This window comes from Candidatus Krumholzibacteriota bacterium (genome assembly GCA_016932415.1).
Classification (GTDB): domain Bacteria; phylum Krumholzibacteriota; class Krumholzibacteriia; order Krumholzibacteriales; family Krumholzibacteriaceae; genus Krumholzibacterium.
The window spans coordinates 242398-259208 of record JAFGCX010000020.1 but is presented as its reverse complement, the minus strand read 5'-3'; the positions used below and the strand labels follow the sequence as shown (position 1 = coordinate 259208).

General features: G+C 52.5%; 9 protein-coding genes. All 9 read left to right on the top strand.

The window, feature by feature from the left end:
- Positions 1 to 5 precede the first annotated feature (5 nt).
- The 9 genes from JW814_08350 (at position 6) to JW814_08310 (ending at position 16753) form a co-directional block, all read left to right on the top strand.
- On the top strand, positions 6 to 413 hold the full coding sequence (locus tag JW814_08350; GenBank protein ID MBN2071453.1) for a hypothetical protein: 408 nt from the start codon (positions 6 to 8) through the stop codon (positions 411 to 413).
- Positions 410 to 4387: a type IX secretion system sortase PorU gene (porU, locus tag JW814_08345; GenBank protein ID MBN2071452.1), complete on the top strand. Its 3978-nt coding sequence runs from the start codon at positions 410 to 412 to the stop codon at positions 4385 to 4387. Before JW814_08350 ends, porU begins: the two co-directional genes overlap by 4 nt.
- A 128-nt stretch (positions 4388 to 4515) precedes the next feature.
- Positions 4516 to 5529: a PorV/PorQ family protein gene (locus tag JW814_08340; protein MBN2071451.1), complete on the top strand. Its 1014-nt coding sequence runs from the start codon at positions 4516 to 4518 to the stop codon at positions 5527 to 5529.
- 30 nt (positions 5530 to 5559) lie between these two features.
- Positions 5560 to 8829, top strand: coding sequence for an immune inhibitor A (locus JW814_08335; protein MBN2071450.1), 3270 nt, complete (start codon positions 5560 to 5562; stop codon positions 8827 to 8829).
- Between the two features lie 16 nt (positions 8830 to 8845).
- On the top strand, positions 8846 to 9862 hold the full coding sequence (locus JW814_08330; GenBank protein MBN2071449.1) for a hypothetical protein: 1017 nt from the start codon (positions 8846 to 8848) through the stop codon (positions 9860 to 9862).
- Positions 9863 to 9874: 12 nt separating this feature from the next.
- Positions 9875 to 10738, top strand: a complete 864-nt coding sequence (locus JW814_08325) for a hypothetical protein (protein ID MBN2071448.1) — start codon at positions 9875 to 9877, stop codon at positions 10736 to 10738.
- Positions 10739 to 10750: 12 nt separating this feature from the next.
- Positions 10751 to 11701 carry an NHL repeat-containing protein gene (locus JW814_08320; protein MBN2071447.1) on the top strand — a complete coding sequence of 317 codons (951 nt, stop codon included), beginning with the start codon at positions 10751 to 10753 and terminating at the stop codon, positions 11699 to 11701.
- 2 nt (positions 11702 to 11703) lie between these two features.
- Positions 11704 to 15102: a hypothetical protein gene (locus tag JW814_08315; protein ID MBN2071446.1), complete on the top strand. Its 3399-nt coding sequence runs from the start codon at positions 11704 to 11706 to the stop codon at positions 15100 to 15102.
- Complete coding sequence (locus JW814_08310) at positions 15068 to 16753, top strand: hypothetical protein (protein MBN2071445.1); 1686 nt, start codon at positions 15068 to 15070, stop codon at positions 16751 to 16753. Before JW814_08315 ends, JW814_08310 begins: the two co-directional genes overlap by 35 nt.
- The last annotated feature ends 58 nt before the right edge of the window (positions 16754 to 16811 follow it).

Here is a 16811-nt window from a genome sequence, read left to right as displayed (position 1 = left end):
AAGAGATGTGCGTGTTCACCCATTTTGCCGCCGGCGCGGTGGTAAGCGCTTATGCTCCTCATATTGCTCTTATGCCCGTACTGGCTCTTGGCAGCCACGCAATTCTCGATATGATCCCTCACTTCGATTTTGAGAATATGATCCTTGAGATAGTACTGGGACTGGTCGCGCTGGCTATCCTTCTTGCCGGTGGAGTCTATTCCCTTCCCATTATCGCGGGGGGCGTGATCGCGGCGCTTCCCGACATGGAGAACCTTCTCGTAAAGACCGGAAAGATAACGAGTGGACGAAAGATATTCCCCACGCATTCGGGGATGCTTCCCCACGGTGGAAGGGCGGGGACGGTAAACCTGTCACTCCAGGTCTTTTTCTCCGTGGTTGTGATTGGGTTTTTGATCTGGAGGGCTGCATGAAGAGCGCTCTTTTCTTACTGGCCATATCGATGATCATTCCTTCGGCCGTTTCCGCAGCCGATTACGAGATAATCGGAAGTGACCGCGCGAGCGTGACGGTAAGGTTCACTCCGGGCAGGCCGGTCGTTACTCCCCTGGGACAGGGAGACGCTCAACCCCTGTCCAGGATCGCGATCCCGGGATATATAAGTGAAAAGATAGATGGAAGACCGGTTCTTCCGGTCCAGAGATTTTTCTTCGAAGTGCCAGCAGACCGTGGGATCAGACTTCAGGTCGTGGAAAAGGAACCCTCTTTTATCGAGGGAGTCCTGCCTGAAGTCTGGTTCGACGGAACCGGCAGCCCTGAAGAGGCGATCAGGATCCTGTCGGACAGATCGATCCTTACGGCAGGGGAACATGCGGTGATCGCCGCCACGGGGGTCTACAGGAAAAGGCATCTAGTCCTGATCGATCTTTATCCCGTGCTTTTCGACGCGGAGAGTTCCAGACTCGTATACTCGAGCAGCATAACGATCCGCCTTTCCTTCGACCCGGAAAGTAGAGTGAAAAGCTGGCCAGAGGATCACGCGACAGTCGAGATGCCGGGAGACAGGTTCATTGTCAATGCCTCACAGGCAAGTGCCTGGAGAAGTAGTCCGGAAATCCTCAGACCTCTGGCAAGGACTCCCTTCGAGTTTGCCCTGTCGGATAACTGGGTCAGATTGACAGTCGGTTCTTCAGGTATCTACCAGGTCACTTATAACGACCTCTATTCGGCGGGTATAAATCCGCTTTTGATCGATCCGGCCACTATGAGGATCTTTTCCTCGGGACCACTTCGGCAGCCCGAAGAGCTCGATGATGGAGGAAGTTTCGAGGAAGATTACCATATGACGGAACACGCGATCCATTATATTGGCGCAGACCTGGGCGCTTTCTCTCCGGGTGAGTCTATCCTTTTCCACGGGCTGGGAACCAGGGGGTGGAAAGATCATATTGATCCGGATAATCTCGACCTCGAATTTTATGAACACCCTTACGCTAAAGAGAATATATACTGGCTGACGTGGGGCGGGTCTTTCCCTTCAGGACCGAGAAGGATGGCCGAACGGGACGTCTCAAATCTTCCCGCCGATCCCGACACCGTCATCGATTCATATCAGCACAGGCTTCATAATGAACAGGATTACGCGTATGATCCTCAATATACCGACGATGGATGGTACTGGAGGCTTCTGGGATATGGCAACAACCTGTTTACGAACAATTTCACCCTGTCAGACGTGACTGACGGAAGCGGAATGCTCCGGTCGATCGCCTATTCTCCCTACGATTCGTTCGAACTTGTGATATCCGATTTTTTCATCAACGGAACGAAAGTCGGATCGCTCGACTGGCGGTCGGTGCACGAAAAATTCGTTCCCGAGACTCTGATGGTCGATCTTGATAATCTCCTGGATTCATCGAATCAGTTCAAGGTTTCCATCCAGACCGGCGATTTCATGTATATGATGTGGTATGACATTTTCTATAAAAGAGACCTTATCGCCCTTGACGGGGCCATCGACTTTTTCACTCCGCGTTTCGACGGCAGGGCGGGATTCGCCATAAGCGGGTTCCCGTCAGGCGGGATATATCTCCTGGATGTGACATCCTTTGGATCTCCCGCCTTTCTTACCACGGAAGATATAACCGGCGGGATAATCGAATTCGAGGATGTGATCGGGGGGGCGAGAAGACATTATCTTGCCGCGGCCTCGAACGTCCTTCTGACGCCTGGCATCGAGGCGATATCGGCGCGGGGAGAAGCGCCCGTCTCGCTCAGGGACGATCCGGTATCTCCCCATATGCTGATCGTCCATAACGGGCGATTCGAAGATGCCGCGTCGATGCTGGCCGGTTACAGGGAGACCAATCTTCCTGGAACAGTGGATCCCGTAGTCAGGGCTGTCGATATCGATGATATATATGACAATTTTTCCAACGGGATGAAAGACCCGATCGCGATAAGAAATTACGTGAAATTCCTCTACGATAACTTCTCCGACGCGGAAGGTCCCATAATACGATATCTCGTTCTTATGGGAAACGGTACGAACGATCCACGGGACATTCTCGGGACGGGAAACGATTATCTGCCACTCTTCATGAAAGATTACGGCCGCGAAGTCGTAGAGGACGATGACCATTTCGTAAGGCTCGACGACTCAGACGACTGGTTCATCGATGTGGCGATTGGAAGGATGCCTGTATTCACTGCGGCACAGGCGCAGAGGTGGGTGCGGGATATCATCGAATATGAATCCGGCGACGATATGGGCGAATGGAGAGATGAAGTGATCCTGGTAGCTGATGATGAATTTTCGACCCATACCGATTGCGATTTCGGATTTCTCGATACATCCGAGGATATGACGCTCGATTATACCTATTTCCCCGATTTTATCGATTTTAACAAAATCTATCTCCATGAATATCCGTTCGATGGAAACTTCAAGCCTGGCGCGAGGCAGGCTCTGCGGGATGCCTGGAACGACGGCGCTTTGATAATCAACTATATCGGCCATGGGGCTCCGAATGTAATGGCTGATGAGGTCGTTATGGAGAAGGCCGATATCCCCGCGCTGACAAACGGAAACAAAAGGCCGCTTTTTCTCGCTTTTTCCTGCTCGGTGGCGAATATAGAATCCCCTTTCCAAACAAGTATCGGGCAGGACCTTGTTCTCAGCGGAGATGGCGGAGCGATAGCGGTGATCGGTGGAACGGGCGGCACATATGCCGATCCCAACAAGACTATAAATTACAGGTTCATGATGGCTCTTTTCACCTCTGAAGACAGTACGGGAACAGAGACCCTCGGCAACGCTATGATCTTTGCCAAACCGTACAGCAGCATTCCTTCAAACCAGCTCAGTCTCGCGCAGTTCCTTATTCTAGGCGATCCCGCGACAAAGATCGCGCTTCCTTCGTACCAGGTCGAACATGAAAGGTCGGAGATCGATTCGATGCTTACAGGGAAGAGATACACTTTCCACGGAACGGTCCGGTCGGGGGGAGCCGTCTATGAGTCCTTCAATGGAAAGGCCGATATCATAATCCAGGAGTCGAGCAGGGAAGTAAACGAACCGCATCCCTGTATCCCTCTCGCGACGATTAAATACGACCTTCCAGGCAAGAGCCTTTTCAGGGGGAGCGTCGATGTGACCGGCGGGCGGTTCACCGCTGACTTTGTTGTTCCGCTGAGATGCAGGACAGGGTCAAAAGCGCGGGTACGAAGCTATATAAGTTCACTCAACGCCGATGGAGTGGGAGCGGATGACCACCTGCTGATCATGAACAACCCCGATCCGCCGGATAACCAATCCCCTCCCGATATCGACATATATTTCGCAGGCCAGGCGGACAAGGTGAAAAAGGGCGCGATCCTCAATGTCGAGATTTCCGATACGGACGGGATATCGATACTTGGCAAGGATCCGCAGAGTTCGATCTACCTGGAATTCGACAGAAGCGGGTATTTCCGCGCTGTCACCGATTATTTCAAATATGACCACGGATCGAGCACGAAGGGTAAGGTCGAATATCCGATCCCATCCGGGTTCACTCCGGGAGACCATTCGGTTGTGGTCAGGGCGTTCGACAACCTTGGAGCCCAGGCGAACGACACTCTTCAGTTCGAGATGATAGAGGACGGTCTCTACACGATTAGCGATGTATTCAATATGCCGAATCCTGTAAGGGTGTCGACTAATTTCATATTCCAGCTGAGCAGTGTCGCCGATGTAATACTGCGTCTCTACAATGTCTCAGGCCGGGAGATATGGAGCAGCAAAATATACGGAAGAGAGGGATATAACAGTATCTACTGGGACGGTAGGGACCGTGCCGGGGATATCCCCGCCAACGGCACCTATATATACATGATCGATGTTTCATTCAGAAATTCTTACAACCGTAGCGAAACTGTAACCGGGAAGGTGGTCCTGCTTCGATAAGGCATTAAAAAACCAGCGATTCGGGAAGTCTGAGCTTCCCTGTCCGGATCGTCAAAATGCTTGACCCGGAGTGTCGCGCAGCATAATTTTAATATGGCAGTTGTTTAGATAAGAAGGAGTATCAAAATATGATTAGATCTCTTAGGCTGATTTCCGTTTCTCTGGTCCTTGTCCTGGCTTTTTCAGGGTCGCTGTCGGCCCAGGGAGAAGCAGGCGCGAGCAGCTTGATAATACCGCCGGGTGCCAGGGCCAACGCGATGGGGCAGAGTTTCGTCGCGATCGCCGATGATGCCACCTGTCTCTGGTGGAACCCGGCAGGTATGGCCTTTATAGATAGAATGGCTTTCGACCTGATGCATACGCAGCTGGTACCTGATCTTGCCTCCGACGTGTTCTATGAATATGCCGGCTGGGTATATGCTATCAAAGGTTTCGCCGTCATAGGCGCGGCGATACAGTACCTCAGTTACGGTGACTGGGACGCGACGGGACAGGTCGGGGAATTCCTTGGTACCGCCTCTTCATATGAAGTGGTCCCGACGGTAGGTGGAGCGATAAAGATCACAAATGATATTTCAGTGGGGATGAACCTGAAGTTCGTATATGTGAACCTCGCTCCGAAATGGGCGACCCAGGACGGACAGGCGGGACAGGGGTCATCGGTGGCGGTCGATTTCGGAGGATTGTGGAGGATCCCGACCTTCAGTGTCCTGGGTTATGAAATCTCCCGTCTGAATCTTGGCCTTGCCCTGTCGAATCTTGGACCGGCACTGACATACATTAACCCGGGAGAGCAGGCTGCTCCTCTGCCGAGGAACCTTAGAGTCGGGTTCGCGTATACACCGGTAATGAGCGAATCGGCAGGCCTTACCGTTGTCGCCGACATCAATAAATCGCTCGTTGAGTATTTCAGTGACAATGACTATAACCGTTCCAACACCTACCACATGGGAGCGGAGGGCATATATGCCAACCTGCTTGTGATCCGTGGAGGTTATGTATACGACAATGACGGAGATATCAAAGATATGACGTACGGGATAGGATTCCTTTTCAATAAATTCAGGATCGATTATGCCAGTGTCCCTCAGGCGTCAGATCTCGGAAGGGTCCACCGCTGGTCCTTTGGCATGACTTTCTAGGCATCTGCCCCTGAGAGAGGTGAACCTGGTTTGTCTTCGGTAAGTTCTTTCAAGATTACCCTTGTATCGCTATTGCTGTTGCTTTTTACGGGCAAGCCGCAAGTTATTCTGGCGGGAGAGAATAAAGCCCCCGTCTTCAGGCGGACTGAATCTGGCGATCTGGTACGTACCGGGGAGCGGCGAGCTGTTCCGGACGACCTCGCCGGCAACCGTAAGACATTCTTATATAAAGTGCCACCGCCGGGAAAATTCGAGCAGGGATTTTTGTCCAGCCCGGGAAGTGCCGGAATGGTCGACGGCGAGCTTAACGTTGTCATGATAAGGATCGCTTTCCAGGATAACAGCAGGAGCGGTCTTTCATCGATAAAGACCGGTGGCGATTTCGATCTCTCTCCATACGATTCATCCATCGTCGATCCAACGCCCCACAACAGGACATATTTCAACGCCCATATGCAGGGCCTGGCGAATTATATGCGGTTTCAATCATGCGGAAAACTCGAAGTGAACTGGGAGATCCTTCCCCTTGAAGAAAATGGAAGCTACAAGCTCAGTGATGTCGCCGATTATGGTCCCGGGTCATACACGGTCGGATGGACGAACGATCAGCTGGCCGATTTCCTTTATGATGCGGTCGTCCTGGCTGATCAGGAACTCTCCGGCGCGGGGTATCCCAGGAGGCTTTCAGATTACGATGCTATAATCCTTGTACATGCCGGCGCCGATATCCAGAGTGATTACAGGGGTGATTCCCCGAACGATATACCATCATTTTTCGCCATACTCGGCGATGGTGACGAGATCCCCATCGAGGGAGGGACGACGATAATCAGGGAGATATCAGTAGTCCCCGAGACAGCGACGCAGGACGGCAGTTACGGGAGCATGGCTTCTGTCCTCGGCCATGAGTTCGGTCATGTCCTTGGATTGCCCGATCTTTATGACGTATATTACGGGTCGCCGATCGTTGGAGTCTGGGATCAGATGGATTCAGGGCCCCTTCTGGGTGCTTATGTCGAAGACAGGGGCGAGATAGTCTATGTGACGGGGATGCTTCCATCGGGGCTCGGCGCCTGGTCGAGATACGCTCTCGGGTGGGCCGAAACGGATACCATAAATACTTTTGATAACCAGATAGACCTTCCCGCCGTGGAAAAATGCCCGTCGAGACTGGTCCGGGTGGAGATATCGAACGACGAATATTTTCTTATAGAAAACCGCGCCGTCGAGATCGACGGGATATTGACAGGATTTGTCGCTGATCCGCTTACGGGAGTAGTGATCGGGACGGGTAACTGCATGAACTGCGGGGGCGGTATACCCGACGAGATCGAATGGGAACTGACAAACGGTTATGACATCCTGCTGCCTACCGAATCTGATATTCCCGAGACCGATGCCGGTCCGGGTATTCTAATATGGCATGTAGACGAATCTTTCATAGAGGACAGGTGGTACAGCAATGAGGTGAATTCCCGCTGGCCCTATGGCGTTTGGGTCGTAGAGGGTTCGGGAGTGACCGATCTGGGGAACCCTTATTCAGGGTTCCGTATGGGGTGGTTTGACGACGCGTTTTTCGAAGGGAACAGGTCGGAATTTTCCGATTCGACTATTCCTTCTTCCTGGAGCAACTGGGGCGTGCCGACCGGAGTGAGGATAGAGGGTATCACGCGGCGCGACACGGTGATGACATTCGGCGCGGGGAACAGGGATATCAGGGCGGCTGACAGGTTTTTCTTCCCCTCGGATATCGCCGATGGGGGACTTTTGCCCCTTTCAGGAGGATTCAGGAATCTCGTTATAGATCTATACGGCAACGGGCTTATTGCCGGTGAGGATGAGAAGGTCTTTTCGCTCGGACGTCCGGCAGTGACGCCGGTCGTCTATTCCTCGCTGTTCGATCACATGGCGCATTCAGACGCCGTGATCGTCGCTGATTACGGAGGACAGGTCCACGCCTTCAGAACGGGCGGCGGTCAATGGACCGAATATGGCGGCTGGCCTTTCGACGCAGGCAGCGCGCTGGTCACCCATCCTGTCGAAGTGAGAAGAACCGATGAGACGTTGATAGCTGTGATCGATTCGGACGGTGGTCTCAGGCTGCTCGCTTCTGACGGCTCCGTCGCCTCTGCCTTATCATCACCCTCCGGTACGCGGTTTAAAGGCAATATATCGATCGAAGCCGATCAGCAGGGATACGCCTCGGGAATCTTTGCTCTGGTGACTGTCGACGGCGCGCAGACAGCCCGTATACTCCACTGGGTCTTTACCGGAGAGAGAGACCTCCAGTCTGACGCGCTATGGCAATATGATATATCACTATCAGCCGGGGAAGCGGCAGGTGAAACGGCTCTTCTCAGCGGAGATATCGATCCGGAGCGCGATGGAAGCGAAGTCTATCTTTCGATGCTCCAGTCGGGAAGGATCCTCTACTGCACGGGCAGCGGGGTAATCTCCGAAAGGAAGACGGGAGCATCCCTGACAGCCGTCCCCGCCCTCCAGGATATCAACGGCGACGGGTTTATTGATATCTGCTGCAGCGACGGATCGAAAATATTCGTAATCAGTTCTTCGGGAGCGAACGTATCCGGCTGGCCGAGAGATATAAACGCGGTCTTCGATCTTCCCGCCCCGGTAAAGATATCAAGCCCTTTGACAACGGCGCAGAACGGGTCAGGAAGATGGATCGCGGCTGGTACTTCCAAGGGTCTTTTCTTCCTCTTTGACTACCGCGGAAAACTGGTCCCCGGTTATCCGAAAAAGATGGCATCTTCATTCAAGGATGCTGTAGATATCGTAAAATCGGGTGATGAGGCTTTGTTCTCCTATTCAGACATTATCAGGAATATCGGGTACAATCCCTATTTTGAATTCCGTCCCGGGATCGGAAAGATCAGATGGCGCAGCGCGCCGTTTGATCCGGGCGGCCTGGATGATTCCTGGACCAGTCTCTGGGGTGGTCCTGGAAGAACGGCTTTTGCGGCTAATACGGGAGGATTCTCGGAGACCGATGACGAGTGGAAGGCTATCGACGATAATCTTGTGATCTATCCTAATCCTTCCACTGGCGAGCGGGTCGGATTCCATTTTAACGCGCCTTTGACCGGGGAGGCTTTCCTGAAGATAATGACCCTTGCCGGAGAGCTTGTTTACGAAGAGAAGAAGGATCTTTCAGGAGGAGAAGACGAGTTTGAAGTCTCCCTGTCGGGGAAGGCTTCGGGAATATATCTATGCAGGCTTGTTATCGTTTCCAGCGGAAGGAAATACCAGGCCAACAGGAAATTCGCTATTGTAAACTGACCGTGGAGGATAAAGGATGCTTCGGATTTCCAGGGACACCGCGCTTTTAACGGTCCTGATAGCCGGTCTTACAGCCGGGCCAGCGATTACTTCTTCCGCCTCTGCCGGGGCGGCAGATGATAAAGAATCGATCTCGCTCTCCAGGACAATAGATCCAGGATCTGAAGCGGGGAAGGCTAACTCGGTCTTCGCGAGAGAAGAGGGAGATTACGATCTCAAATCGTACAAGGTCAGCGAGACCCTGAAATTATCGGGAGACAGGATAGGATCTCCCTCTGTATCAGCGAGGGATATGAGATTGATGAGGAGCGGCAGCTATCCTTCAACGGTCCGGCAGGGCGGGAAGAAGAAGATGGCTATATCGGTACTTGCCTCAGCCCTTCTGCCCGGGCTTGGAGAATTGTATCTTTATGTCGACCGGGGCGATTGGTCAGACTGGTCGACCCTTGCCAGAGTACCTGCTTTTATCGGGATCGACGCCTATCTCTGGTATGGATACAAGGATAATTATGACAAGGGAAAGGACAGTAAAAAAGAATACGAGGAGTTCTGCGACACTCACTGGAGCGAGGCGAGGTTCCTTCTGCAGCACCCCTACTGCGAGGGGATCGGGGGATGCAGCGACTGGCATGTCTATAATGACAATGCCGACGAGATGGCGGATTTCTATTTTATCTATATACCGAAGAATCTCGACAGGGAAGAGTATTACGAGAATTGCGGGAAATATGACGCTTTCGCTTTCGGCTGGGATGACTGGGATGGAGATTCATGGGACGGGACATACGAGAATTTCCAGCCGTGGACACCCAACAGGTTGGCTTACTGGGATATGCGCGCGGTGAGTGACGAGTTCCTCGTAAGCGCTGACAGGCACTTGATGATGCTTATCGTGAACAGGGTCGTATCGATGATAGACGCTCTCTGGCTGGCTCATCGAATGAATAATGACAGTCTGGACGACGGTGGATGGTCAATAGATCTTTCGCCGGATGCAGTCACCCCTACCGTGGGAATCAGTTATCGTTTCTAGGAGGGCAACGCGGTGAGAAATCTCTTGTTTGTTTTTATCATGGCAATCGTCATATATTCGCCGATGCCGGCCGATTGTGCTGGAACAGGTGCCGATTCCCCGATGATCCTGATGGACCGGGAAGAGAGTTTATTCGACCGGTCTGGCGCTCCGCGGTTCAACCTTCCCGAAGAGACCAGTCGACGAGGCGAGGGAAATAGCACCGGGCTTGTCTCTTTGCCTTTTTCCGGTGTTGAATACACGGGGGCTGATCTTGCCGCAAGGTCTGCAAAAAAAGAAGCATTGCTTAGTTTCCTGCTCCCCGGACTCGGGCAGCACAGGATGGGGCGTACCGTGAGATCAAAGATATATTTCAGCCTCGAAGGGATAGCCTGGATAAGCGCCGGGGCTTTTTACTGGCAATCGGTGGCCCGAAGGGACGCGTTTGAAGATTACGCCGTCGCGTACGCCGGCGTGTCGGGCACGGGACATTCAGAATCGTATTACAAGATTATCGCCAATTATATGAGCAACGATGGTCCCGGCGGGTATAACGAATATATTCTCAGGGAAGCCAGGGACATGTACTATCCTGATATGGCCGCTATCGAGGACTACTATCAGGATAATATATTGACCGGAGATATGAGCTGGCGATGGGAGAATGAAGGAGTCTACAGAAGGTATAGTTCCCTTTATTCGGGGTATGATGTCTCGAAGAAAAGAATCGTCTACACACTTTTCTTCGCGCTCGGCGTACGGGTCGTCAGTATGGTCGATGCTTTCAAGATCGCCGGTGGTGGCGACTATTCCTCACAGGAGCAGTCGCGGCAGATATCGATAGATATCGATCCGGCGCCGGATGGATTCAGGATGACGATGACCCGGTCCTTCTAGCAGGGGAGCGGAATGTCTCGCGGCAGTATTCTTAAAGCGGAAAATATCGGCACCCTCGTTCTTTTTCTGATCATTCTCTTTTTGTCACCGGAATCGGCATTTTCCGAAGATCCCCTGAAAGAGAAGGGATCAGCCCCGGCAATAATACTCCACCAAAAAATTGAACGTCTCGGAGAGGATGTTCTGATGGAGCCCCTCGGGCTTGCCGCCGATCCTGACCGGTTTCTTTTCGTAGCCGACGCGATGACAGGCAAGGTCTTCAGGTTCTCTCCGGACGGGAGTCATATCGAGTTCGAGAATCCGCCCCGCAACGCCTCTTTCTATCCGATCGACCTGGCCCTGAACGGGCCATTCGTCTATATCCTTGATTATTCGAGGAACCGCGTTTTGAGATACGATGGAAAAGGCTCCTACCTCGATATCCTTATCTCTTTTGAAGGTGTCGAGGGAATGAAACCGGTCTCCCTGACGGGGGGGAACGGGGGAAGATTCCTCACGGCTGATCCAGATAACCATGCTGTCGCCGTGTGGAGTCCCTTTCTTGACATAGAGATCTCGTGGGATGATTTCGGATTGGGTGAGGGGAGCTTCAACCGGCCCGTAAAGGCGGCGATGCTTCCTGATGAACGAATCATTGTCGCTGATCAAGCGAACAGGAGGGTACAGGTCTTCTCTCCGTCAGGGGCGTTTGAGTCTCTTCTTACCCTTCCGGGAGGATCAGCGTACAGATCTCCCAGGTACCTGGCCACCGATGGTGAAGGGTATGTTTTTATTGCCGATTCGGAAGCCGGCGCGGTTTTCGTCTTCGATTCTCAATGCAGGTACGTCCAGAAGATCGATTCCTTTTTCGATAGAAAGATACGACCCGCGGCCGTGACGATAGGCTGGAACGACGATCTCTATATTGCCGATATCGGCTCCCATTCCATCCTTGTCTTTAAAATGATTTATCCTGGTAAATGATCATGAGGCGATTCAGTCCTTTTCTTCAGTCTCTTTTCCTGATCTCGATGCTGATGATCCCTACGGAGTCGAATTGTGCCGATCTTCAAAAGGGACCGGTCAGGGACAAGTTCAGGAGCTCTTTCGATCTGAAGCTTCAGGAGGGGCAGACAAGGATAGATCTCGTGGACGCCTTTATCATTCCGGGGAGCGATTCAGTCTTCATCGACGGACAGCTTTTGATAAGGGAGGCCGATTACAGGATCAATACGTTGAACGGTTTTATCATACTGGTAGATCCTCCATCCGGTACGGAGATCTTTAGAGCTTCGTGGTCGAAATATCCTTTCGCTTTCGCCCCTGTTACCGCGATCAGGTTTCCTGGCGAGAAACCGCTTCCTCATCTCAAGACAGGATTGATATCCACGGGAAGGGATGAAGAGAGAAAACAGGGGTCTCCGTACAGGCTGAGATTGTCGGGAAGCAAAACGATAGGTTTTTCAATAGGGTCGAACAGGGGACTGGGGATCGATCAGTCGCTCAAGGTCACGATGGCTGGAAAACTGGCAAGGGACCTTGAGGTGAAAGCCTACCTGACAGATGATAACCTGCCGGTGCAGCCTGAGGGAAATACCGAGGAACTGAAACATCTCGACAAGGTCTATATAGAAGTCAAAAGCAGAAATATCGAGGCAAGGCTCGGCGATTTCAGCACCGGTCTTGACTGGTCGGATTATTCATCTTTTAAAAGAGAGCTGCGGGGGGCGAGCGTAGGAATGAAGATCGGTGATCAGAAGTTCCTCGCCGGAGGAGGGATCTCCAAAGGAAGATTCAAAACAGTTTCAATGAGAGGCCGCGAGGGAGTCCAGGGACCGTACGAACTCCTTGACGCCAGAAGGTTCAATGGAGTCGTCATCCTTTCCGGGACGGAGACGGTCTATCTCGATGGCAGAAGACTCTCCAGGGGCGGCGAGAAGGACTATACGATCGATTACAACAGAGGTGCGGTGACGTTCACTGAAAAGACGCTGATAACGGCTGATTCGGAGATCGTCATCGATTACCAGACCGGGGAGGACGATTTCACAAGATCTACGGTGACGGGAGAATGGTACGCGCCGCTTGCGCGCGGGGCAGTAAGGCTCAATGCCTTTTTCTTCCAGGAGAGCGACGATCCGGACGATCCCCTCAGGCAGCTCATCACACCTGATGAGAAGGATATCATACGCTCGGCGGGAGATGATGCCGGCGAAGCGATGGCTTCAGGGATCGAAGAGGTCGATGACGCCGAAGACTGCTATATTCTGGTTCCGGCCGATTCCATTCCCGAACACTATCTTTTTGTCGAAGAGGGGGGAGCGTTCAGGCTTTCATTCTTCAGGACCGGGCCTGGAGAGGGAGATTACGAACCTGACGGGTTCACCAGGCGCGGAGAGATCAGATACAGGTTCGTGGGAGAAGGAAATGGCAGCTATTCCGTAGGCCGCAGACTTCCGCTGCCGCAGAGAAAGAGAGTATTCGCTCTGGGAGTGTCGGCCGAAAAGGGGATCTTCTATCTTGATGCCGAAGGAGATCTGAGTGAAAAGGACAATAATATACTTTCTTCGATAGACGACAGCGACAACATGGGAGGGGCGTGGAAGGCCGAGGCGGGAATAAGGGATATGAGCATCGCTTCAAGTCACCTTTCATTAAAGGGAGAATATTCCGTTCTTGAATCGAGATTTGAATCCCCCGATAAACCGAGAGATCCTTATTACTACAGAAACTGGAATCTTGAAGATGAAATCCTTTCGGGCAGGGAGGATCTCGCCGGAGCTACCCTGGAATGGCGCGGAGACAGCCTCTGGGCCTTCTCGTCAAGCGCTAAAAGACTTGTAAGAAAGGGGGACGTTTCGGCAGAAATGACAGATATCGCGGCGCGATTTGGAGATCCGCAGGTGAGGGGCCTGGATTTGAAAGGTTTTAACACGAGTACTGGAAGGGAAAAAGACAGAAGGTCTGCGAGCCTGTCCGGAGCTTACGCTCTCTGGAAGGTAATCCCGCGATTCGAATTCGATACGGAGAGGTATCGTTCCTTCGTTCCAGCGGCGGCCGACACCGGCAGGTATTATTATCAGAACAGATTTTCACTGGCATCAAGGGATACAGGCAGATACAGGGCCGATCTCTCATTCAGTCGGCGGAGGACCGAGCGAATGTCAGCTTCCGGAGGAGATTGGTCCGGGGAAAGAGAGAACGATGAGATCCGGTTGGACGGAGGATATCGGGACAACTTAAAAATGATCGATCTGTATATTATGCATGTTAATACGCGTTATATCTCAAGTGGTTTAGAGAGCAGCCAGGACCTGGCAAAAATAAGGTTCAGGGATTCATGGGAAAGCGCCGGGGTAACGACCGACGTAGGGTATAAAATCAGTTCAGGAGAAGACAGGCGGCTTGAAAAAGCGGTGATCTATGTGGGGGAAAACGAGGGAGACTACGATGAGGAGGGAAGAGAAGTAGGGCAGAAGAGGGGAGATTACATGGTCCTCTATCTTCCCGGCGGGGATGTGGAGGTCGTCAGGGCAGTCGAATTGACATGGAGAGCCAGTATCGGCGGGGGAATACGAGGCATCCGTTCCGATGGCGGGGATTCCTCATTTCTTGGCATGGTGAGAAAGAATCTCTCCGTCGACCATTTCTTTTCCGTCCAGGAGCGATCGTCGACCGATGAGACGATCAGGCTCTATCTTCTCGACCCGGGACTGCTGCAGCGTGACGATCTGACCCTGTACGGAAAGAACAGCCTGAGGCAGGAATGGAGTTTCCTCAACGACGTGAACCGGTTCGATATCAAGCTTGTTTATTTCAGGGAAGACGAAGAAGATAACCGTTCGGGAGATTTTTCTACTTCAAGGTACACGAGAGAGACCCAGTTAAGGATCGAGTCTCTTCCGTCGGAGGCATTCAGCCTTTCTCTCGAGGGAGGGACAAAGTTGCGAACGACCGGATCTGATGGACCGGGCGAGCAGCGATACAGGGTCGAATCGATCAACCTGGCCAGCGTACTCGGTTACCGGTACAGGATATCTACCAGGCTCTCTTTCAAACTGGGAGTAGAAAACAGGAACGATGCCGTCTCGGGAGCGGGGCAGAGGTCATACGCGGCAACGCCGTCGATAAACTCTTCGATCGGCCGCAAGGTGCATATGTCGGCATTTCTAAAGTTCACCTACACCACAGTCCAGTCAGATGCGGGCAAACCTCTCTTTTTCCTCGAAGAGGGGCTTCGGCAGGATTGGGCGGTTATCGGCCAGTACAGGCTGACTAAAAACCTCAGCCTGGGGATCAACTATACCGGTCGAAGGGAAAAGGACTATATCGGGGAGGTGAAGACGGTCCATGCGCTTAAAATGGAGTGCCGTGCTTTTTTCTAGCATGACCTTCCTGATCCTCATATCGGCAGGGGGGGCGCGCGGTCAGGCGATCAGAAAGGTCGAGTGGCGGGGATCGGACCTGGTCGCTTCCAACGAACTCGTTTCGGAGACTTTTTTACGGCGTGGAGAGATCCTTACGGAAAGAATGATCGAGATGGAACTGGCGAGGATAGATTCCATCTATTTTTCCCATGGTCTTCTCGGTGTCGAGATCGAGATAGATACCCTTTTGTCCGGAGGAAAAGTCTCGGTCGGCGTGAAGCTGTACGAAGGTGAGCAGGCGCTCGTCGGGAAGATAACGGTCACGGGTGGATCAGATCATGACCGCCGGTCTCTGCCGGGAAGGCTCGGGCTCGAAGAAGGGAGAACTTTCGAGCCACGCCGTCTCGGGAGATCTATGGAGGTCTATCTCAGGGAACAGGTCGATTCAGGTTATCCTTTTGCCCAGATCTGGATGACTGGATTTTCATTCGACCGGCAGGCCAATACGGTCGACATCGTCTTTTCGCAGTACAACGGAGATATATCGATAATCTCAGGAGTCACATTCGAGGGGATAGCCAGGACGGACACATCTGTCGCGCTGAGGACATCGCGTCTCGGGAAGGGAAAAAGATTCAGCGAGAGAGACCTTGAAAAATCTCAGGAATACCTTGGAAGTTCCGGGCTCTTCAGATCCACCGGCAGGATCAGGGTTATAAGAAGCGATATGGGAAAGGTCGAGCTCGTAGTTCCGGTAATTGAAAAGGAGAACAGCAACTCATTTCTCGGAGCATTCGGGTTTTCGCGCAAGGATGACGGGGATTACAGGCTGAACGGATCGCTTCGCCTCGATCTTCGCAACATCGCCGGAAAGGGCCGCGATGTCTCCCTCGACTGGCTTAACGACGGACAAAAGTACTCGAATACAAGATTGCTATTTACCGAACCTTTCCTTTTCTCGATGCCTGTCCATTTTGACGGCGAGCTCAGACAGACGGTGCAGGATACTTTGTACGATCTTGCCTCGGGAGGAGTCTCGCTGAGGATACCGATCGGTCCGGTTTATTCAGTTGCGACGGGCTTTTTCGCTGACAGGACCCTTTTTGGAGGGCAGAGTGCCGTTGACAGGAATTCAAGGCAGAGATACAGGCTCGGATTGATCAGGAACAGGGGAAGAGGTCTCAGATTCAATATCTATCTTGAAGGCGCGAGAAGGTCTTCGGTCCATCAGGTAGGAGCAAAAGAGGTGGAGAACCAACTTCTGTACCAATTTGATGGAGCGATCGAGGTTCCGTTGCGCCCGGGGCAGGAGTTCTTTACGAGGCTCGTCTCGGAGGGAGTATTTTCCAGAGGCGTCCTGTCGCTTTCCGAGATGTCTCTTCTTGGCGGGGCCAGATCCCTGCGCGGATACCGCGAAAACCAGTTCCGGGGTGAGAAGACAGGTTGTCTCAGTCTCGAGTACCGGTTCGGAGAAGAAAGCAGGATTTTTTTCTTCAATGATACAGGAGCGTATTACAGGCGTTCGGAAGGTTGGCAGATCAGAAACGGGAGTGGTTTCGGCGTCGTCTCATTTTCGCAGTTCGGCATAGTCGAGCTGAGCTTCGGTGTAGGAGAGGAACTTTCTTTAAGCAGTACCAGGATACATATTTCGCTTACCGAGAGATTCTGATCGCCCCTGCCCTTTTGATCGCTTTTTATCAATATTCCCGAATCCGATCGGCCCGTGA